Origin of the sequence: Corynebacterium sp. HMSC072A04 (assembly GCF_001809235.1) — a bacterium.
GTDB classification, from domain to species: Bacteria; Actinomycetota; Actinomycetes; order Mycobacteriales; family Mycobacteriaceae; genus Corynebacterium; species Corynebacterium hiratae.
This window is the reverse complement of sequence record NZ_KV796732.1, coordinates 11230-30554: the sequence shown is the minus strand read 5'-3', so window position 1 is coordinate 30554 and position 19325 is coordinate 11230. Positions and strand designations below refer to the sequence as shown.

General features: G+C 58.4%; 19 protein-coding genes and 1 pseudogene. 13 read left to right on the top strand and 7 right to left on the bottom strand.

What is annotated here, in order from left to right; translation table 11 throughout:
* The first annotated feature begins 36 nt into the window (after positions 1–36).
* From HMPREF2565_RS01355 to HMPREF2565_RS01340, 5 genes are read left to right on the top strand one after another with little or no spacing between them, the layout of a single operon-like run.
* The gene (locus tag HMPREF2565_RS01355) at positions 37–249 is read left to right on the top strand and encodes a helix-turn-helix domain-containing protein (protein WP_070702464.1); all 213 of its coding nucleotides are present in this window, start codon (positions 37–39) and stop codon (positions 247–249) included.
* Positions 249–794 carry a hypothetical protein gene (locus tag HMPREF2565_RS01350; RefSeq protein ID WP_071406759.1) on the top strand — a complete coding sequence of 182 codons (546 nt, stop codon included), beginning with the start codon at positions 249–251 and terminating at the stop codon, positions 792–794. The genes HMPREF2565_RS01355 and HMPREF2565_RS01350 overlap by 1 nt, the downstream gene beginning before the upstream one ends.
* Complete coding sequence (locus HMPREF2565_RS01345) at positions 795–1370, top strand: hypothetical protein (RefSeq protein ID WP_071406758.1); 576 nt, start codon at positions 795–797, stop codon at positions 1368–1370.
* Positions 1370–1561 carry a hypothetical protein gene (locus tag HMPREF2565_RS13625; RefSeq protein ID WP_141745873.1) on the top strand — a complete coding sequence of 64 codons (192 nt, stop codon included), beginning with the start codon at positions 1370–1372 and terminating at the stop codon, positions 1559–1561. Before HMPREF2565_RS01345 ends, HMPREF2565_RS13625 begins: the two co-directional genes overlap by 1 nt.
* Complete coding sequence (locus HMPREF2565_RS01340) at positions 1554–2873, top strand: hypothetical protein (RefSeq protein WP_141745872.1); 1320 nt, start codon at positions 1554–1556, stop codon at positions 2871–2873. Before HMPREF2565_RS13625 ends, HMPREF2565_RS01340 begins: the two co-directional genes overlap by 8 nt.
* A gap of 261 nt (positions 2874–3134) precedes the next feature.
* Here HMPREF2565_RS01340 and HMPREF2565_RS01335 read toward each other — a convergent pair whose 3' ends face one another.
* Both HMPREF2565_RS01335 and HMPREF2565_RS01325 read right to left on the bottom strand, forming a co-directional pair.
* Positions 3135–3434, bottom strand: a complete 300-nt coding sequence (locus tag HMPREF2565_RS01335) for a hypothetical protein (protein WP_071406756.1) — start codon at positions 3432–3434, stop codon at positions 3135–3137.
* Positions 3435–5021: 1587 nt separating this feature from the next.
* The gene (locus HMPREF2565_RS01325; RefSeq protein ID WP_071406754.1) at positions 5022–5228 is read right to left on the bottom strand and encodes a hypothetical protein; all 207 of its coding nucleotides are present in this window, start codon (positions 5226–5228) and stop codon (positions 5022–5024) included.
* A 1162-nt stretch (positions 5229–6390) separates the two neighbouring features.
* Here HMPREF2565_RS01325 and HMPREF2565_RS01320 point away from each other — a divergent pair.
* Both HMPREF2565_RS01320 and HMPREF2565_RS13620 read left to right on the top strand, forming a co-directional pair.
* Complete coding sequence (locus tag HMPREF2565_RS01320; protein WP_070510733.1) at positions 6391–7050, top strand: hypothetical protein; 660 nt, start codon at positions 6391–6393, stop codon at positions 7048–7050.
* A gap of 344 nt (positions 7051–7394) precedes the next feature.
* Positions 7395–8090: a chymotrypsin family serine protease gene (locus tag HMPREF2565_RS13620; RefSeq protein ID WP_141745871.1), complete on the top strand. Its 696-nt coding sequence runs from the start codon at positions 7395–7397 to the stop codon at positions 8088–8090.
* A gap of 496 nt (positions 8091–8586) precedes the next feature.
* Here HMPREF2565_RS13620 and HMPREF2565_RS01315 read toward each other — a convergent pair whose 3' ends face one another.
* From HMPREF2565_RS01315 to HMPREF2565_RS01295, 5 genes are all read right to left on the bottom strand, one after another.
* Positions 8587–8868 carry a PIN domain-containing protein gene (locus HMPREF2565_RS01315; RefSeq protein WP_070510735.1) on the bottom strand — a complete coding sequence of 94 codons (282 nt, stop codon included), beginning with the start codon at positions 8866–8868 and terminating at the stop codon, positions 8587–8589.
* A 179-nt stretch (positions 8869–9047) separates the two neighbouring features.
* Positions 9048–9410, bottom strand: a complete 363-nt coding sequence (locus tag HMPREF2565_RS01310; RefSeq protein ID WP_049157746.1) for a DoxX family protein — start codon at positions 9408–9410, stop codon at positions 9048–9050.
* Positions 9407–9982, bottom strand: a complete 576-nt coding sequence (locus HMPREF2565_RS01305; RefSeq protein ID WP_005292598.1) for a TetR/AcrR family transcriptional regulator — start codon at positions 9980–9982, stop codon at positions 9407–9409. Before HMPREF2565_RS01305 ends, HMPREF2565_RS01310 begins: the two co-directional genes overlap by 4 nt.
* Before the next feature lie 62 nt (positions 9983–10044).
* The gene (locus HMPREF2565_RS01300) at positions 10045–10434 is read right to left on the bottom strand and encodes an NUDIX hydrolase (protein ID WP_070564201.1); all 390 of its coding nucleotides are present in this window, start codon (positions 10432–10434) and stop codon (positions 10045–10047) included.
* Positions 10435–10454: 20 nt separating this feature from the next.
* Positions 10455–11639 carry an Nramp family divalent metal transporter gene (locus HMPREF2565_RS01295; protein WP_011272788.1) on the bottom strand — a complete coding sequence of 395 codons (1185 nt, stop codon included), beginning with the start codon at positions 11637–11639 and terminating at the stop codon, positions 10455–10457.
* A gap of 174 nt (positions 11640–11813) precedes the next feature.
* Here HMPREF2565_RS01295 and HMPREF2565_RS01290 point away from each other — a divergent pair, with 174 nt between their 5' ends.
* The 6 genes and pseudogenes from HMPREF2565_RS01290 to HMPREF2565_RS01265 all read left to right on the top strand — a co-directional run bounded on the left by HMPREF2565_RS01290 (position 11814) and on the right by HMPREF2565_RS01265 (position 19290).
* The gene (locus HMPREF2565_RS01290) at positions 11814–14354 is read left to right on the top strand and encodes a YhgE/Pip domain-containing protein (protein WP_071406753.1); all 2541 of its coding nucleotides are present in this window, start codon (positions 11814–11816) and stop codon (positions 14352–14354) included.
* Positions 14354–16402: a YhgE/Pip domain-containing protein gene (locus HMPREF2565_RS01285; protein WP_071406752.1), complete on the top strand. Its 2049-nt coding sequence runs from the start codon at positions 14354–14356 to the stop codon at positions 16400–16402. The genes HMPREF2565_RS01290 and HMPREF2565_RS01285 overlap by 1 nt, the downstream gene beginning before the upstream one ends.
* A gap of 120 nt (positions 16403–16522) precedes the next feature.
* Positions 16523–17886, top strand: a pseudogene (locus tag HMPREF2565_RS01280) (TrkH family potassium uptake protein).
* Position 17887: 1 nt separating this feature from the next.
* On the top strand, positions 17888–18571 hold the full coding sequence (locus HMPREF2565_RS01275) for a potassium channel family protein (RefSeq protein ID WP_039673153.1): 684 nt from the start codon (positions 17888–17890) through the stop codon (positions 18569–18571).
* Positions 18572–18631: 60 nt separating this feature from the next.
* Entirely contained in the window at positions 18632–18994 is a 363-nt protein-coding gene (locus tag HMPREF2565_RS01270; RefSeq protein ID WP_071406751.1) for a YidH family protein, read from the top strand.
* A complete protein-coding gene (locus tag HMPREF2565_RS01265; RefSeq protein ID WP_071406750.1) occupies positions 18991–19290 on the top strand; it encodes a DUF202 domain-containing protein in 300 nt (99 codons plus the stop codon). Before HMPREF2565_RS01270 ends, HMPREF2565_RS01265 begins: the two co-directional genes overlap by 4 nt.
* Positions 19291–19325 lie beyond the last annotated feature (35 nt).

Genomic DNA, 19325 nt, shown 5'->3' with positions numbered 1-19325 from the left:
GTTGCCATGCCTAAAGCATGGGGAAAGTTGAACCGGATGACTGTCCAAAAACCAGCGTCTGCCCTACCTGAACTGATTACGCTTCAGCAGGCCTCTGAGCGCACACAGATAAGCGCCCGCACCTTGCGCCGTTATATCGCGGAGGGCCGTCTCGTGGCGTACCGCATGGGCCGCGCTATCCGCCTGAAGCCTGAAGACGTAGCCGCGCTGTTCACCCCCACCAACAAGTGGAGCGGAGGTGCAGCGTAATGCAGGAACCTACCGCACAAGATTGGTTGCTCTACTTCGCATATCGCGCACAGCCGCTCTGGCTAGAGATGTCCCGTGAACTTGAAGAGCTCTACTACGAAACGCACTACGAGTACAGGCCGTGGGAAGAAGAAGAAGATGAACCTGGGCCGGAACTTCCGGAAGAGTGGGACGCGCTACTACAGCCTTTTAGTGACCTCTGCGCAGAGATGAATAACGCCCTCCGTGACCTCGGACTGCTCACTGTTGGCACAAACCACGGGGGAGGAATAAAGGTGCTCAAAGGCCCTAAGACCTATAGCAACGGCAGGCCTGTGATTGCATACGTCGGACTCGACTATCTCCAGCCTGGTGACCCGATTCACACGGAACCTGGGAGTTATGAGGAACTGGGATACAACCGCCTGGCTGTACTCATGGCACCAAACGAGACTGACAACAAGCAATTGCAGCAGCACCGAGAGCACAACCAACGATATGCAGAGTGGAAGAAACAGCGTGCCACGCGCCCCACGCTCACCGCTTTGGACGGAGGTGACAACTAAGTGACCGACACAAAGCAAAGCACCCGCCCGGTGCAAGGGCAGGTGCAAGACGATAATGCAGGTGGCGGCGTTATCGCCTTTGACGATACCAGCACAACCAGCCCGGAACTACTAGAGCAGGGCTTAATCCGTGGTCTGATTGGCGCACCCGCTACCCGTGTTATCGCCCTGGCCAACACCCTCGTTCCGCATGACTTCCATGCCCCGCATAATCACACTGTGTTCGCTGCTGTGGTGGCCTGTGCCCACGCCCTCGTGGAGGCAGGCTGTGGTGATGCCCCCGTATCTGCTGAGCGGGTACAGCAGCATCTCCAGCAGGCCGGTGCTCTCCAGCAGGACACAGTAGCCCGCGCCCTGATTGCTGTGACCGCCGGGGCATACCTGCCGCCCGCGTGGCCCGATGTGGAACAGCTAGCCACAGGTATGAAGCAGGCCCGCTTAAGGCGCGCCCTTGTGGTTGTAGGGGAGGATTGCCTGACCACAGCCACGGCAAGCACGCAAGAGATAACCCGCTGCCTGAGCCGCCTACATGGCCTCGTGGGTGTAGCCCGGCGCGCCGGGGTGGAGGTGGCGTAATGGGAGATGTTGATTACCGCCTGGTTGATGAACTCAACGAGAAACAGCAGGCCCTAGAGGATAGGGAAGCTGCCGCCCGCCGCCGTGAGGCTGCTTTAAGGATGCCGCCGTTGCCTAGTGGGCACCGTGACCCCATAGGCCCGCGCACAGACGCACCCGATAAAGCATGGGGAGGTGCCCGCCGTGGATAGGCCCGCAAAGATGACTGGTGCCCTCGACTATGACGGATGGGAGCGCCTGGAGCATGACCTGTTTGATGGGGCAGGTGACGCGGTGCAGAAAGTGCGTGAGCACGCCCGCGCTAACGGTGCCCCGCCGGTGGCCTTCCTGTTGGCTGTAGTGCAATACGTGTTGGCCTGTATGCCGGGAAACGTTGGTTTCGATGCCGGTATGGGCCGGGGCAGCATGAACCTGTTTATTGTGCTGCTAGGCAAGCCCGGCGCGGGTAAAGATCGCCTTATGCGCCTGGTGCGCAACAGTGTGCATGTCTTTGACGCGGATACGCCGCTTAAGCCGGTGTCGATACACCTGGGCAGTGGTGAAGGCGTAACTGAAGCACTCCAACCACCGGAAGGCCTGAGCACTGCCCGCCCGGTGCTGTTTGAAGCCTCTGAAGTGGGCACCTTGCACACCCGCCTGACACGGCAAGGTTCCACACTCCGTGGCACCCTGCTGGACATCTACAGTGGCAACTCGTTGGGCGTGACCAACAAGGGGCAAGTAGTGGTGATTGAGGAAGGCAGCTACACAGCAGGCCTATGGGTTGCTGCACAGCCTGATAAAGCGCACCTGCTGTTGGATGGTGAGGATGACGGGTTTAGGCACCGTTTCGTGTGGACGGAACTACTAGACCCCGGAAAGTTGCCTGAGCGCCCGGAGAACACCACCCGCCTTAAGAGTGTGTTGGCACCCCAACAGGTCATTAGTGGAACACCCGTGTCCTTCCCTGAGAAGGTGAAGCAGTACGTGTGGCAACAGTCCCACCTACTAGCCGCCTATGGTGTCTCTGGTTCCAACACAGGCCACCGCACACAGACACGCTGCAAGGTAGCCGCCGGGCTAGCCCTATTGCGATCTAGTGCCAGTGTGAGCATGGATGACTGGAGGCGCGCAGGGGTGCTAATGGACTACTCCGATAAGGTGCAGGCGTTTGCTGCTAGCTACTCGAAAGACAAAGAGATACAGCAGGAGGTTGACCGCCTGGAGCGTAAGGAACTTGCGCAAGAAGAGAAGCGGGCGCGGGATGAACGTAAGTTTGAGAAGTTTCAACTACGCGCCCTAGACCTCGTTGATGCGGTAGACGATGGTGCCCCGCCTGCCAACTGGACGCAATTCCTTCAGACGCTTGCCAGTAGGGATAGGCCGCTTATGAAGCGGGCCGCTGCTGTCCTGGATGAGATGGAGGCCGTGCGTTTCTCCCAGACTGATACAGGCGCACAACTTGTTGAACGTGGCCCTAGTTTTCACCTCGTGTTGGAGGGTATGCGCCACCGCGTGAGCTAGAAACACCTGTCCTACCTGTCCTGTGCAGGTAGAGGCATGTTTCTAGGGTGTCCTACGCCCTGTCCTACCCCTGTCCTATCTGTCCTATCCGCACCCCATATAGGACACATAGGACACCTACAGGACACCCCATAGGACACCCCGAAAATAGGCCCTGACCTGCATAGGACACATAGGACACCCCATTAAGCGCCACACGCACGCACGCCCTGTGACCTACCGGCCCCTGAACCTGCGTGAGCGCCGGGGCGTGGAGGGTGGTTAGCTGCTCTCCACTTCCCGCCTGAGCAGTTCCTGGAGCAGCACCGCGCTAGGCACCGTGCGCAACTCGTGAGCGCCGCTAAATGGTTCCGCCTCTGCTGTAGTGAGCAGCCCCGTGCGGGCTAGCACTGTAACAGGGTTGGCACCATAGGCGCGTGCCACGGCAACCACCACAGTCGGTGGGGGGTTGGTGTTGTCTGCTGCCCTGCTGATTGTGGTGTGAGATAGGCCGGTGGCTTTAGCAATGGTGCGTGCACTGTCTGTGGTGATAGTGCTGAGCCATGTGGTGTATTCTTCCATGTGGTGCAGTCTAGCAACACAAGCAGGAGCATGACACTAGGCAGACGATAACGATAACGTGCACGGCAGCATCTGTTCTATGCAGCTGTTTATGCAGGTAGTGCAGGTGTATGCGTAGCGCTGCATTGTATGTTGTCCGATAATCTATATTATGTCAGATTGGTGCATGATGTTTCCAGATTATGCATAGCGGTGCTGGGGGAGTGTAGCGCCTGCTAACAAACATGTACCCACGATAACTAGCCGGACTACAGTCACCTGTTACCGCTCATGGTGGAACACCAGCCCCGCGCCCTGGTGCCCGAGCGACACCACCACGGCGTTTATTTGGAAGTAGGCTGGGTGTCCAGAATCTTAGGCCGTATCCCCAGCGTGCCCCTACCCTCATGACGCCGAGCACGAGGATTTTTTACACACAGGCCAAAAGTTTGCGTGACCTCGTTGAACACAGTCACAGGAAGGTGGGCTAGTGGAAGGCAGGGGAGTTGTCCCGCCCCTGGCCGCTGGCACCGCCGGAAAGCGTTGTTGCTCCACTCGTGGACGGGTCTGGAGTTTTATCAGAAACGGCACCCTGGGGGATGCCCCTCCCTGCCCCATAAGAATGCCCCGGAAGGCAATGGGGGCCGCAAAGTGTACGGGTTTCAGAATTTCGGCGTTGGTATGGTGCCACCTGTTTTCTTAAGGCCGTTGCCCTGCCTGACTCCGCCCCGTCTGCTGTGAGTCATGCCGTCTCTCTCTCCACACCTCGTGGGAGTGGTGGGGTGCCTGAATTATCTGGAGGTGGCCGGGCGACTCCCCCCGCTGGCCCGTGCTGTGGGAACTTTCTTCAGGGTGCCGGAAAGTTGCGGGGTTGCGTCTGAAACGCGAACCGGCAACCGTGGTGATGAGCACCACGGTTCAAACCAAACAGTTAGGGGCATGATGACCACAACTGCGGTGCATGGTCATGAGCCCCACGCACCGCTTCAGTGGCGCGCCTGTCATGTCTGTGGGAAACTGCCCGTAGCCGTTCACTATCCCCCCGGTGTGAATGGTGAGGCCCGGTGCTGTGTGGCGATTCCCCCCGAACGCCCCCGCCGGGCCGTCCCCGTTTCCTACAGTTGGAGATTACCCGAACCTCCCGCGTTTTGCCTGTTCAATATCGCCGTTTAAGGCGATGAACTTACCGGCTAGGGGTGTTGGTACGCTCCAACTCGTTTAACAGCCGCCTGAGCGGGTAGGCGCGTTGGCCTAACATCTCTGCTTGCACTGCTGCCATGCTTAAACAGTTGGGGCACACCTCTAGGTGTTGTTCCTCGTAGGTCATGGGGCAGCGTCGCGCTAAAGAGTCTGGCATGAGGTTGCCTACTGGTAGCCCGTCGCGGGGCACGATGATGTAGCCACCGCGCCTGTAGTGGAGCGTGACCCCGGCTAGGTCAACACACCGCATGGGGTTCATGTGGGTGCAGTAGCTGCCCTCGTGGGGTGTGCCAACACATAGGTGCCATAGGCCGGTGGTGGTGTCTGCGTAGAGGTAGCGCACCCGGTGCCGGTTCCAGATGCCGGTGTAGTTGTCTGGTTGGTCTGCTGTGGGTAGTTGGTGCGTGCTCATTGTGGTGCCCCTGTTAGCTCGTTGGTGAGGTTGCGGATGGTCCGGGTTAGGCGCGTGTTCGCCCGCATGATTCGCAAAGCCTGTTGGTCTAGCCGCTGGTATTCGGATGGGGTGCAGTTCTGGCACTGCTGGTTGATGCCCTCCAGCGCGTGCATGTTGACCTCCAGCTGCTGCATGGCCTCGTTGAGTTGTTGGATGCTCACAGTGCCACCTCGTAGAGGATTGCAGCGGCATCACAAGCGGAGCAGTTCTGTTTATTGGTGTGCGCCCCGGTGGTGGCACCCTTATGCTTGTAGAGACGTTGACCGCATAGAGTGTGGATTACCCCGTGTGGTTCGATGTGGTGAATGAGATGCCGCAAGCGTGGCGTGCCAGTGGCCCGGCGCGCCGGGCTGGTGGTGGTTTGTGGGGTGGTCATGGTGGCCCTTTCCTGGTGTTTCCTATTGGCCGTTACGCAACAATTACGCAACAGCCCGCAAGTGGATGTTTGAAAAGTAGCCTTTGACCTGCATGGGAGTGGTGTGGGGGTTCAGCCCCTCTCGTCTCCGCAAACTACAGAACCCGAGTCATCGTTTCACCGGTGGCTCGGGATTTTACGTTTTCAGTTCCTTCGTATGCCGACAGCCCGTGAGCAGGGAACTTAGAATGAAGGCGCTGACCTTAATCTGTGCTGGCTGGGAGCGTCATGGAGTTACTAAAAGAGCCAATTTGGGATGTGGAAAGTAACGCGAACATCGATCCCGATGAGAACTTTGTCCGAATATTTTGTTCTTTCCAAAATTCATGAGTGCTATTCCCCTCAGCCACTTCCCAAAGCAACGAACGGCATAGTGAGGTGGGGGATGAAAAAGAAGTAAATATCGGGCGAATGTGCTTGATGGCGAAATGGGGCAGGGGTGGTTCCGAAGAATTTTTGGTCGCCTAATTCAGCACTAGCGGCAGGACCAATACACCGGTTGAGAGCGCGAGCATGCCTAAGCAGTTGATCCAGAATTCACTGTCGAGGAAGTGGGCGCGGACACGGGCTGCTGAGGCTGCGCAGAAATATGCGATGACTCAAAACATGGATGCGATTCCTACGCTTGGGAACCAGAGTCCGTCGATGACTCCTGTGGCTGCGCGGCACTTGATGACAATGAGCGCCCACCACCAGTCTTTGGGGCGCTGGTTAACCCGAGTCTCAAAAGACTAGGGTTTGCGGGGAAGGGGAGGGATTATATGCCTTCTTGTGCGCCCTCGCAACAAATCTTGAGGAAGTTTATACAATAGTCTACATTTTACATCTTTTGCTTCCAATTATCCCTACTGGATGTAACTCTAGGGGTGTCCGATTTTCAGCCATCTTTTCTAGAAAGGATTATGGACATGTATCGTCTCAAGAAATCTACGCGTTTAGTGGTGCTGGTTGCGGCAGCAACAGTTTTTGCACCAGTCAATGCTAGTGCCGGTACTGAGACTGACCTCGCTGAGTCGACTCAGAATAATGCCTCTCAGTCTTCTGTTTCCTCAGAAGTTGCGGAAAAAGCAGATTCCTATGTTTTCCTTCAGGGAGACCAATTCGCGATTGCTAGAGAGGCAGAAAGCGCTCTTTCGCAAAAGGAACTGCAAGAAATCAAAAATGAAGTAGAGACTCAGAACGAAAGGATCAGCGAGGCCAAGGCTGATAGTAACCTTGAGATGAAGGTGGCGGGAGACTCGATAACTTTCTGGGAAAAAGGGCCGAAGATTTCGAGCGCTGATGATGATGACATTGATCCATACTTTCAAGAGGGTCGGAATGGAATTGAATTCCATGGGACTTATGTGAGGGTGCTACTGTCTAAAACGACGATTAACCGGGTGGGTGGCGGTGTCACAATCGCTGGAGTCTGGATTCCCGAGCCAGTTCTTTCCAAAATCCTAGCTACTGGAGGGGCTATTGCTGGTCTTGCGCCCGGTGGTATGTATGCAGACTATGGCATTGGTTCGATTGTGGCTGGCGCTTTCACACATAATGCATATCCTCAGCGGGTTGGTTTTCAATAAATTATCCTTCCTCTAAACAGAAAGGGGTTTAGGGAAAGGTAATTGGAATTTTGCCATATGGATGTTTCTGCATTGTTCAGATAACAGTCCAAGAGAATCTGCCGCCTGGCAAGAATAGAAATGGTTCTGGAGAGTAAAATATGTGGAAAAAGATATTGGCCACTGTGGGCGTTTTATTGATGATGCTTTCCGCTCAACTTCAGTGGCCGTATGGGGTCACGATTGCTCTAGCAATTTTGGTCATTTTCCTTGTGTTTGTTCCATCTGGGAAGAAGTAAATATCTGAGCAGAGGTGGGTATTTTAGCGGGCCTGCCTCTGTTTTAGATTGATTATTTATTAAGTTATGAAACAAAATACTATTTCTATAGTAGGCAGGCTAGCTCTTTTCTTTCTGGCTAGCGTATCTTTTGGGGCCACGGCTTCATCAATATCTACTGCTCAACAGAGGAATTTCGATCCTCTTTCATATATTGAAAGTGGAGATGAGGTGCAGGTGGGTCCTCCCCGAGGGGCGGTGACGTGTTCTGTGACTATCATTTCCCAGCAGCGGGCCTTGACTGCCGGTCATTGTGGTGAAAGTGCGGATGAAGTGTATTCGAAAGGTAGGCGTATTGGAAGTATTGGTGAAAACTACTTGTGGAGTAACCAAGGGATAGATGTTTCAGAAATACTTCTTGATCCTCCGGTAGATTACGTTCTTCGGGCTGATAAAATTAGTGATAAAAGTATCGAAATACCTTCAGCTATTTTTGCAAAAACCTTTCTCGGAGGGAGAATTGATGGGGTTGTCAACGACAAGAACTTATATTGTGAGGCATTTTCCATCAATGGGAGAGAATATCAGGCGCGAACTCTAAAGGCTCAAATGACTTCAAAACCTGGGGATTCAGGCGCCCCTGTCTATAATCCTGCAGGAGAATTGGTGGCCCTCATTGAAGGCGGCAATGGGAAAGGGGATACTACTATCACGCCGCTTTCTTTCCTGGAGGAAAAACTCTCTGAAGACTCTTCTTCTAATGAGTGTAAAGGAAATGGTTAAATTACACAGCCTGTTTGCTAGGAGATTTTCCGCTTTATCTAACGACTAGTTGCAGCTGCTACGCAAAAGAGGAGGCGGAATCTGCTCAACGACTTCCTGCGCTAGCGACGAGTCGGATTTGGACGGTGTTGGTTGTTGCCGAGTGTATTTTGTTAGTCGGCGGACGTAGCGCCATCGGCAGATGCCTCAATACTAGTCCTTGTCCTAACATCGAGAAGTTTTAGAGTGCGTTAATTTTGTCGCTTTAGTCGAGGGCTTGTCGGTTTATTGATTGCTTGATTTCGCTGCTTCAACTTATAGAACCCTAGTCATCGTTCACCGGTGGCTCGGGATCTGCGTTTGTTGTTGTCATTCTAGAAGCGGGTGCCAGCGCAGCTCTCGGAAGCGGGCAAAGCTCTGATCTTGGCTCAGTAAGGTTGCTTCTTCTTCTATTACGGACGCGGCTATCCAGGCATCAGGGATGTCGCTGGCTTTAAGCTTGTGCAAGCGCACCAGTTCAGTGAAGGTTGTCCAGGTCCCTGGGCTGGAGCTCAAAAGAGTGCCCGTTTGGGGCCGCTAAAATGGTATTGAGTGCAGTCAGTGCTTGCTGGGCGGTTAGTGGTTTGTGGAATAGCTTGTGGTTGGTCATAACTCGAACAAGGCCCGTTGCCACAACATCCAGGAGCCCAATTGTTTCATGCCGATTCAGCGCACCACTTAACCACTGCTGAGCGGGTTTATGTTGTGGTGCTGCGGAGTGGAAGGTATAAACGAGAATGTTGACATCAGGAATGATCATCGAGCACCGCCCATACGGCTTCTTTGTCGCTGAGATCAACTAGAGCTGGTCCGCCGCAATCGAAGGAGGGGAGGTTTATCCTGGTGTGCATACCTTTAGGGTAGAAAGCATCAAGTCATCAATCAATAGGTGCGATGATGCATCTTCCTTCTGGAAGCCGTGAATGGTTGACTGGTGTCTTAAGTCAGTGCGAGCGTCAGGATCGGTACTCCGATGGAGAATGCGAGCATGCCTAAGCAGTTGATCCAGAATGCGCTACCGAGGAAGTGGGCGCGGACATGGGCTGCTGCGGCCGCGCAGAAATAGGCGATGACTCCAATCATGGCTGTGATTCCTACGCCGGGGAACCAGAGGCCGGCAATGAGTCCTACGGCGGCGAGGCACTTGATGACAATGAGCGCCCACCACCAGTCCTTGGGGAGTTTGACGCCGCTGAGGCAGGCTTCGATGAAGGGGACTGGTTTGAGGGAGAGGGCGGCGTCGCCAAGCAGAATGGCTGCTAGTAGAAGGGAGGGCCAGGCTGGGGAAGATTCTAGGATCATTGGGTTACTCCGAATGCGGTGTTGAGGCGTTCGATCGATGAGGCGGCTTGGGATGTGAGGTGCTCGGTGTCGTAGATTCCGGCGGCCCAGCCGATGAGTAAGCCGAGGTAGACGTTGTACAGCAGGTCGGCGTACTCGGCCGCATCGGCGCTGCTGAGCCTGGTGCCGAGTCGCAGGGTGATTTCATCGGTCAGGAGCGTTTTGAGTGCGGTGAGCGCTTCGCCTTGATTGCCTTGTTGGATGAGTGCTGCGCCAAAGGCGCGGGAGAGCTCTTCGTGGCCGGTAAACATCTGGAGGAAAGGTCTCAGGACATCGAGAAGGCTATCGGATTGTCCCCGGATGTCATCGTGGAGTTCTGAAATGTGTTGGCCAATGGTGCGGATGAGCAGCGTTTGTTTGTCGCCGACTCCCATGACGGTTCCCACGCTAACGCCAGCTTCGGATGCGATAGTCCGGATGCTGGTGGTGGCGTAGCCCTGAGTGAGGAAGAGTTCGTAGGCGGTGGCTAGGACCTTGCTGACGGTGCCAGCTTTGGCGGCCGAGCGCGATGAGTGAACGTGTTCAGTGAACATGTTCAAAAGGGTAGCTCTTGATGGTTTCGAGGTCAATGACGCCGAAGTGTTGACAGTTGGCGCTAGGCCAGCGTGGGGAAGACGCGGTCGCGCAGCAGGTGTGCAAGCTCGCGGTCGGGGGCTGCTGGGTTGACCCAGGCGGTGTCCCCGATTTCGGCGGCGGCGTGGGGTTCGTCGGTGGTGACGGTGCGGGTGTAGGTGAAGATGGTGCCGACGACGACCTCGCCCGGTTCGTTGGCGGCGGGAGCGTCGAAGGTGCCGAGTTTGTTGAGGCTCTCGGCGTCGAGGGTGAGGCCTACTTCTTCGGCAACTTCGCGCAGGGCGGCGTCGACAAGCGCCTCGCCCGCCTCGGGCTTGCCGCCGGGCAGTTGGTACTTGGTGGAGGACTTCTTGCGCACGGTAAGCACGTGGCCTTGTGGGTTGCGGATGACGACGGCTGCTACTTCAATCATGGCTGCTGATTGTAGGCGGCCTAGAGCAGCGGCAGGAGCACGAGGGCGAGATTGAGTGCGATGACCAGCGCGGCAAGCGTCCAGCCCACGGCCATAGACCAGGGTTTCGCGGCGAACTCACCCATGACGTCCCGGGAGCCGGCATAGCGGAAAAGCGGGATGATGGCGAAGGGGATGCCCAGGGAAAGAAGTGCCTGGCTGACCACCAGTGCCATAGTGGGGTCGACCCCGCAGCCGATGATGACCAGCGCCGGGATGAGCGTGACCAGGCGGCGGACTAGTAGGGGGACCTTGATGTGAAGCAGGCCGTCCATGATTTCGGAGCCGGCGTAGGCGCCCACTGACGTCGAGGCGAGGCCGCTGGCCAGCAGGCCGATGGCGAAGAGAACGCCGGCCAGCGGGCCGAGGTGGCTGGCAATCGCCGTGTGGGCCCCGGAGATGGTCTCTGTGCCGTCCACGCCGTAGAGGGCCGAGCCCGCCAGGACCAGCAGGCCCACGTTGACGAGCCCGGCGATGGACAGCGCCACGGCGATGTCCGCGCGGGTGCCGGCCAGCACGTGGGGGATTTCCAGGTCGGGGTAGCGCTGCTTGGTCAGGGAGGAGTGTAGGTAAATGGCGTGCGGCATGACGGTGGCGCCCAACATGGAGGCGGCCAGCAGGATGCTGTCCTTGCCCTCTAGGCGGGGGATGAGGCCGCCGGCCACGTCGGCGGGGTCGGGCGGGGCGATGGCGAGGCCGGCAAGGAAGCCGATGCAGATGACCAGGAGCAGGCCGATGACAAGCCCCTCGAACCACTGGTTCTTCTTCTGGAAGATGAGGAGAATGATGGAGACCGCGCCGATGATGAGCGCGCCCGCGAACAGGGGGAGGTTGAAGAGGAGTTGCAGGGCAATGGCGCCGCCGATGACTTCGGCGAGGTCGGTGGCCGCGGCGATGAGCTCGGCCTGGGCCCACATGCCTAGGCGCGCGCGGCGGGAGAGACGCTCGCCCATGATTTCCGGCAGGGAGCGGTGGGTGACTAGGCCCAGTTTGGCGGAGTGGTACTGGATGAACATGGCCATGAGGTTGGCCACGACGAGTACCCACACCAGGAGGTAGCCGTAGTGGGAGCCGGCGCTGATGTTGGCGGCTACGTTGCCGGGGTCGACGTAAGCCACTGCAGCAACGAAGGCGGGGCCGGTGAGGCTGATTAAGGTCTTACGCATAGGCATCTCCATACCAAAAGTTCAACTACTTGAAGTCTAGTTTTCATCGCCATATGTTCAAGCCAGGGGTTTGATCCGGCAAACCATGTTAAAGTTTATTTGTTAATTATTTAAATTACTTTATGTATTTCGGCAGGTTAGAGACTCGAAGCTTCAACGGGTACACTGCCTTCAGTGCGCCAAAGTTGGAAGATTTTTATTAGAGATGTAGCCAGGCTTGGCCGCGTCCCCAGGGCGTGGATCATCCTCATCGGGCTTATCATCACCCCCGCGTTGTATTCATGGGTGAACATCGCGGCTTTTCGTGACCCCTACGGCCATACCAACAACATCAAGGTGGCCGTGGTCAACGAGGATAAGGGTGCTAACAACGAGCTGACGGGGAAGATAGATGTCGGCAGCGAGGTCATTGAGAAACTCAAAAAGAATGACCAGCTAGGCTGGCAATTCCTCGAGCGCGACGAAGCCGAGAAAGCCCTTTTAGAGGGAGACGTGTATGCCTCGGTGACGATTCCTGAGGACTTCAGCGAGAACCTCGTGAGCATGCTCGACGGGAAGTTCACGCAGCCGCAACTGGTTTACCGCGTCAACGAGAAGAACAACGCCATCGCCGTGAAGATTACGGATACCGGTGCCAAAGGTCTGGACAAGCAGATCACGGCGGCCTTCAAGGAGCAGGTGGCCACCGTCGCGGCGGAGAACGTCAAGGACACCGGTACCGACTTCGAGCGAAAAGTCACGCGGGCGATGAACAACACCAGCTCCGCGTTCGGGGAGACCGCGCAGGAGATTGACGGTAACCGTGAGAACCTCGCGCGGATCCAGGGAAAGCTTGACGCCGCTGCTGATTCCACGTTGGGCGCCAAGTCCACGGTGGCTGATGTGAGTGCTGCGCTGGGCGACGCCCAAACCGCCCTCGCCGAGGTCTCCTCCCTAGTCGAGCAGGCCCAAGGGGGCATCGGTGACTTCACCGACCAGACCACCGGTGCCTTCGTCAGTGGTGCAAGTGCGGTGGCGGACGGTACCGCCAAGGCGCAGGAATCCATCGCGGATGTCACAGCTGGCCTGAACCAGGCCGGTGACCGTTTCGATTACGCCACGCAGCGGGCGAACACTGCTATTGACGCGAGTGCGGAATCGATTGCGCAGCTTAAAGCCCTGCGCGATTCCGCAACGCTCTCACCGCAGGTGGCCAAGGAAATTGATGACGCCATCCAGCGCCTCGATGAGGGCAATGAATCCAACCGTCAGCTGGTGGGGAACCTGACTGCGCTGAGCAAGGATACCCAGGCCGCAGCGGACAACGTGCAGGCTAGCGCGGAGGCCATCAACCAGGCAGCGGCAGATACCAAGGCCACGTCGCAGACGCTGCGCGATACCGTGACCACCGCTGTGCCCGAAATCAACCGTGCCATGAGCAATCTGAGCTCCATGGCGAGTGCTTTGAGCTCCACCCTGGAAGCGCAGAAGGGAACCATGCAGGAGGCCAATGGTCTCCTGGACGGCGTGGCCCAGCAGCTGCGGGCCACGAAGGACACCTTGTCCGATTTCGATACCAACCTCCTGGCCCTCCAGGACAGCCTGCGCGCTATGCAGGGCGATGTAGGCTCGCTGCGTGCCGCGATGAACTCCAAAGTCGTTCAAAATGTCACCGGGCTGGACGCGGAAGAAATCGGTAAATTCTTTGCGGAGCCCATCGAGCTGAAGACCGAAACCGTGTACCCGGTGGACAGCTACGGCTCCGCCATGGCGGCGTTGTTTACTAACCTCTCTCTGTGGATTGGTGCCTTCGTCCTCATGGTGATCTTCCGGGTTGAGGTCGATAAGGAGGGCTTCGACCGCATCACGGTGGGCCAGGCCTACTTGGGCCGCTTCCTCCTCATGGCCCTGATGGTCATCATCCAGGCCGTCACGGTGACCGTGGGTGATCTGCTCATCGGCGTGCAGACCGTGAACGCGCCTGCCTTCATCCTGACGGGTGTGCTCGTGGGATTGGCCTACTTGAGCATTATCTATGGGTTGTCGACGTCTCTGGGTCACCTCGGCCGCGGCCTCTGCGTGGTTTTTGCCATCATCCAGATTCCAGGTGCGTCGGGTCTGTACCCGATTGAGCTGCTGCCCAGCTTCTTCCACAGCATCTACCCGCTGCTTCCATTCACGTACGGTATCGACGCCATGCGCGAAACCATCGGTGGCTTCTACGGCAACCACTATTTCAAGAACATGGGCGTGCTCGCCTTTATGTTCATTCTGTTCTTTGTCTTCGGCCTGCTGTTGCGCAAGGCGCTGGCGCACTTCAACGTCATCTTCAACCGTGAGCTGCGGGACACTGAGCTCTTCGACTATGAAAATGTGCAGGTTGTCGGCTCGGGCTACCGCATCGCGGACGTCATCCAGGCGCTGGATAGCCGCAGCGGCCTGAAGAAGGATTTGGACCGCCGCGCTCATAACTGGGGCTATTGGCTCAAGATGGTGGCCATCGCGGGCGTTATCGGCGTGGTCATCCTCATCGTCGTCTCCGGCCTCTTGCCCGACCAGAAGCCGCTGCTCCTGGGTATTTGGACGGCGTGGTGCTTCCTCATCATTGTCGCCGCGGTCGCCCTGGAATACCTGCGCATCAGCTTGAAACAGTCCGCGGAGCTCGTGACGTTGGATGAAGATGACATCAAGCATCCGGCTCGCGCCGGCGCGGAGTCCACGGAGGGGGATAACTAATGCGTGGAACACTCGATCTTTTCCTCAACGATATCCGCACCGCATGCCGCAACGTGATGAGCGCGGTGATGCTCGTGGGTCTCGTCGTCATTCCGATGCTGTTCACGTGGTTTAACGTGCTGGCCAGCTGGGATCCCTTCGACAACACCAGCCAGCTCAAAGTGGCGGTGGCCAGCAAGGACACCGGCTATGAGAGCGATCTGCTGCCGGTACCCATCAACGTGGGCAACCAGGTGCTCAATGAGCTGCGAGCGAACGAGCAGCTGGATTGGGTTGTGACCACCTCCGATGAGGCGATTGAAGGTACCAAGTCCGGTGAGTATTACGCAGCCATCGTGCTCCCGGAAGACTTCAGTACCGACATGATGAACTTCTACACGGATGGTTCCCAGCCCGCGGATTTGTCCTTCTACATGAATGAGAAGAAGAACGCGCTGGCGCCGAAGATCACCGGTCAAGGCGCGGAGGGTGTGTCGGCCCAGGTTGCCGAAGCTTTCACCACGACGGTCGGTGACGTCTCCTTCGATCTGGTCACCTCACTCTCGGACTTCTTGAGCCAGGGTGATACCAAGGCTGTGTTGGACCGGATGCAGGCGCGCGCGGATGGCGTGCAGACCCAGCTCGATATGGCCGCCCGTACCGCGCGTTCCCTCGCTGGCCTCGTGGATACCGCGGTTCCGCTCATGGAAAGCGCCCAGCGCATTGCGGACTCGGCGGACCTGGAGCTGCCGGAGATTCAGTCCTCCTCGCTCAACGTTTCCACGGATGCGCTGCAGCAATCGCTCGATGCCACCAGCGCTAGTTATGATGTGGTGCGCCAACGCATTGATGCGCTTTACGACGACGCCTCCGCCTCCCGCGCCGACCGCGTCGCCGCGCTCAACACCTTGGCCGGCCAGGTAGAAGGCACCATTGCCCAGTATCAGAACCTGCACGGCCACATTGAGGCCCTGCCAATTCCTGCCGGGGATAAAGAGAAGTCGCTCAGCCGTATCGAGGAGGCCATCGACGCGCAGCGCACTCTCCACGCGCGCCTCACTGCGGCCGCGAATGCTCCCGAACCCACGAAGCCGGATCTCTCCAGCATCGACAATGCCAAGAAGGCAGTGGAGGGAATCTCCACCTCTGGTCTGCGCGAATCCCTGCGTGCGCTGCAGGACTCCCTGGGCCAGGTGAGCGCGGATCTGGATACCGCGAAGACTCCCGTCACCATTGATTCCTCTTCCCTGACGGATGCTCGGGATGCGGTACAGAAGCTCGCCTCTGGCCTGCAGGATAAGGCCAACAAGTTCGGCGACCTGCGGAAGGATATCGACTCCGCTGCGGCATCTGGTGACCTGAAGAAGTTGGCGGACCTCATCGGTTCCGATCCGGATGCTCTGGCACACGCGATTGCGGCTCCGGTGGACGTCGACAGGCAAGCGGTCTACCCAGTCAAGAGCTTTGGTGCCGGCATGACACCCATGTACACGGCGCTGGCGCTGTGGGTCGGCGCGCTGCTGACTGCGGTGAGCGTGCGCACCGACGTGGTGGACAAGGACACGTACTCGCCGATGCAGCGCTTTTTCGGCCGCTTCGGAATGTTCGTCGCGGTTGGTCTCGCGCAGTCGACGATGCTCATTCTGGGCCTCATCTTCTTCGTGGGTATCGAGCCCGCGCACCCGATTCTCATGCTGTTGGCGGGCTGGGTTAGCTCGCTCATCTTTATGCTGATTTGCTACACCTTCGTGGTCTCCTTCGCCAACGCGGGCAAAGCCTTGGCGGTGCTCATGTTGGTGATTCAGGTGTCGTCGTCGGGCGGTGCCTACCCCTTGCAGGTGCTCCCGGACTGGTTCCAGAACATTAGCCCGTGGCTGCCGGCGACCTACACCATCCGCGCCTTCCGCGCGGCCATCGCCGGCACTTACCACGGTGATTACTGGCTGGCGTTGCTGTGCCTGCTGCTCTTTGCCGTACCGATGCTGATTCTGGGCGTGGTCTTCCACAAGCCGTTGGAGAAATTCACCAACGGCTGGGTGGAGACCTTGGACAAGACCAAGCTGATGTAGCGCCTACTTTGTGACGCCACCGCCTGGGCTGCTGCTTGTGATGTTTCGCATTATGAAATCGCGATATTTATGGCTGAGAGGACTGCCCATCGAAAGCAATTAGCAGTAAGCTGAAGCGCTGTGAAACGCGGTCATTTCCTGGGCCCTGCTCGGCTCACCGCCGTGGGCTTCGTCCTGCTCATCCTCGTGGGAACGGTACTTCTTATGCTGCCGATTTCCGCCAACGTTCCGCAGTGGACACCGTTCCTGCCGGCGCTGTTTACGGCTACCTCGGCGGTCTCTTTGACGGGCCTCGTGGTGGAGGACACCGGCACCTATTGGACGCCCTTCGGCCAAGCGGTCATCATCGCGCTCATCCAGCTGGGCGGCCTCGGCATTATGAGCCTGGCATCGCTGTCAGGCATGCTTCTGACCGGTCGCATCAGTTTCAAAGCCCGCCGGACCATCGCTGCGGAGGGCCGCGCCGTGGCCTTCGGCGGCATTCGCCGCGCGCTCTTGCTTACCGTGGTCATGACTCTGATCTGCGAGGCCATCGTCGCTGTGTTCATCGGCGTGCGCCTAGCCACCGAGCACGGTGTAGCACCTGGGCGTGCAGCGTGGGAAGGAATCTTCCACGCCATTTCGGCCTTCAATAACGCAGGGTTTAGTACCTATTCAGACAGCGTTATCTCCTTCGCGGCTGATGGCTGGATTCTTCTTCCCCTTGCCTTCGCCCTGATCATCGGTGGCTTGGGCTATCCCATGCTGGCGGAGTTCGTGCGACGGGCCCGCGCACGGCTAACGCGCTGGCGTGGGGTACACCGCGCATTCACCGCATGTCCATGACCGCCCGGATGACGCTGGGCGCCACCGCGTTTTTGTTGCTTAGTGGCACCGTTGTTTTCTTCCTCTCTGAGGGCTCCGGTGTGCTGAACGGGATGCCGTTGGGCCAGAAGCTCATCAACGCCTTCTTCATGAGCGCTTCGCCCCGAACGGCAGGTTTTAACGCTATCGACTACGGGGAAGCGCAGCCATTGACGCTGATGGTCACGGATATCTTGATGTTCATTGGCGGCGGCTCCGCCGGTACGGCGGGCGGCATCAAGGTCACTACAGCGTGCGTTCTGGGCGCGGCGATGATTTCTGAATTCTTGGGCCGGGAAGACACCTCCATCGGACACCGCCGCCTGCCGTTGTCCACCTTCCGCCAGGCCCTCGCGCTGACCGCCGCCGGAATGATCGTCGTTGCCGTAGGTGTTGCGACGCTGCGCATCTGGGACCCTGAGTTCACCGCGGACCAGGTCACTTTCGAAGTCATGTCCGCCTTCGCCACCGTGGGTTTGTCCACGGGTATTACCGCAAGTTTGTCCGCACCATCACAGCTCATGCTGTGCCTCATCATGTACGTTGGCCGCGTAGGCCCCACCACTTTCGTGGCGGCACTGGCCGCCCGGACCATCAGCCTGCGCTACCGCTTCCCCGAAGAAAGGCCGTTCATTGGCTAACATGTTCAGCGCCCTGCGGCGTGAAAAGTCTTCCATCAATATTCCGCCGGTTGTTGTCATTGGCATGGGGCGGTTCGGTTCTTCCCTGGCCCGCGAGCTGATGGAGCATGGAGTGGAGGTCCTCGGAATCGATGCCGAGGAGAAGCACGTGCGCGAACACGCTGCGTACCTCACCGAGGCCGTGACCGCGGATACGACCGACGCCGAGGCCCTCCGCCAGCTGGGCGTTGATGAAGTAGAGCGCGTGGTCGTGGCCATCGGTTCGGATCTGGAGGATTCCATCCTTACGGCCTCCAACCTCGTGGAACTCGGGGTGAGCGATATCTGGGCCAAGGCCGATTCGGATGCGCACGCCCGTATCCTGCGCCAACTGGGAGTGCACCACGTGATCCGCCCGGAGCGCGATACGGGCCGCCGCGTGGCGCACCTGTTGGGCGGGCGCTTCGAGGATTTTGCGGAGATCGCCACCGACTATGGCGTGACGGCGATGACCCCGCCGGCGTCGATAAGCAAGGGCCCGCTCAACCTGCACCAGGTGTGGGAAGAGCACAACGTTCAGCTCATCTCACGCTGTGAGGGGCCCGGCCAATGGCGCCCGCTTGTCGACGGCACCGAGCTCACCCACCGCGACCTCATCGTCGTCGCCGGTAGCCCCGCGGATCTGGAGGCCTTCTCGCAGTCCTAGGCACGGCGTCTGGGGTGCCTCGCACTGTGGAGCGAGGAGTGGGGCACTACAGTGGCGCGTATGACGAAGGCACGTTTTCCGGGCTCGGTGTATGGAACAGGGGAGGAACCCGACCCGCGCTTCAGCATGGCTAATGAGCGCACCTTTTTGGCGTGGATCCGCACGTCATTGGCCTTTATCGCGGGTGGTGTGGCACTGGAGACCTTCGATCTACCGCTGAACACCACGCTGACCCGCGTTGTCTCCGTCATCATGCTGATCGTGGCCATCGTCTTACCAGCGGTGGCATGGTTTCACTGGGCAGCCTCGGAGCGCGCGATGCGCCATGCGCGTCCGCTCCCGGCAAGCCCGGCGTTGGCGTTGATTGTTGGCGTGGTGATTATCATCGGCCTGATGATTCTGGTGGGCGAGCTGCTAGCGTGAGCGAGCTTTTTGATCCCGGCCTCCAACCCGAGCGCACCCGCTTAGCCTGGCAGCGCACGGGGCTTGCGGGCCTCGTCGCTGGCTTGCTCGTCGTGCGTTCAGTTGCGCCATGGGCCGCCGTGATTGTTGGGGTAGTGGTGGCGGTGGTGCTGTGGCTGGCCACCGCCAAGCTTCGCGACGCTGACGAGATCCTGGCCCGCGCCGAATCACCTGCCCTGCCCGGGGCCCCGGCGCTCGCCGCCGTTGCGCTGGGGACGATGCTCCTCGGCGCGGTTGCCTTCGCCGCTATCTGGTAGCGCAAACCCCCAGACCTCGATCCCGCAACCTGCAG

What these genes read in the sequence shown, in the direction of transcription:
- HMPREF2565_RS01355 (WP_070702464.1), top strand. Translation starts at nt 37, where the DNA reads ATGACTGTCCAAAAACCAGCGTCTGCCCTACCTGAACTGATTACGCTT.
- HMPREF2565_RS01350 (WP_071406759.1), top strand. Translation starts at nt 249, where the DNA reads ATGCAGGAACCTACCGCACAAGATTGGTTGCTCTACTTCGCATATCGC.
- HMPREF2565_RS13625 (WP_141745873.1), top strand. Translation starts at nt 1,370, where the DNA reads ATGGGAGATGTTGATTACCGCCTGGTTGATGAACTCAACGAGAAACAG.
- HMPREF2565_RS01335 (WP_071406756.1), bottom strand. Translation starts at nt 3,434, where the DNA reads ATGGAAGAATACACCACATGGCTCAGCACTATCACCACAGACAGTGCA.
- HMPREF2565_RS01320 (WP_070510733.1), top strand. Translation starts at nt 6,391, where the DNA reads ATGTATCGTCTCAAGAAATCTACGCGTTTAGTGGTGCTGGTTGCGGCA.
- HMPREF2565_RS13620 (WP_141745871.1), top strand. Translation starts at nt 7,395, where the DNA reads ATGAAACAAAATACTATTTCTATAGTAGGCAGGCTAGCTCTTTTCTTT.
- HMPREF2565_RS01315 (WP_070510735.1), bottom strand. Translation starts at nt 8,868, where the DNA reads ATGATCATTCCTGATGTCAACATTCTCGTTTATACCTTCCACTCCGCA.
- HMPREF2565_RS01310 (WP_049157746.1), bottom strand. Translation starts at nt 9,410, where the DNA reads ATGATCCTAGAATCTTCCCCAGCCTGGCCCTCCCTTCTACTAGCAGCC.
- HMPREF2565_RS01305 (WP_005292598.1), bottom strand. Translation starts at nt 9,982, where the DNA reads ATGTTCACTGAACACGTTCACTCATCGCGCTCGGCCGCCAAAGCTGGC.
- HMPREF2565_RS01300 (WP_070564201.1), bottom strand. Translation starts at nt 10,434, where the DNA reads ATGATTGAAGTAGCAGCCGTCGTCATCCGCAACCCACAAGGCCACGTG.
- HMPREF2565_RS01295 (WP_011272788.1), bottom strand. Translation starts at nt 11,639, where the DNA reads ATGCGTAAGACCTTAATCAGCCTCACCGGCCCCGCCTTCGTTGCTGCA.
- HMPREF2565_RS01285 (WP_071406752.1), top strand. Translation starts at nt 14,354, where the DNA reads ATGCGTGGAACACTCGATCTTTTCCTCAACGATATCCGCACCGCATGC.
- HMPREF2565_RS01275 (WP_039673153.1), top strand. Translation starts at nt 17,888, where the DNA reads ATGTTCAGCGCCCTGCGGCGTGAAAAGTCTTCCATCAATATTCCGCCG.
- HMPREF2565_RS01270 (WP_071406751.1), top strand. Translation starts at nt 18,632, where the DNA reads ATGACGAAGGCACGTTTTCCGGGCTCGGTGTATGGAACAGGGGAGGAA.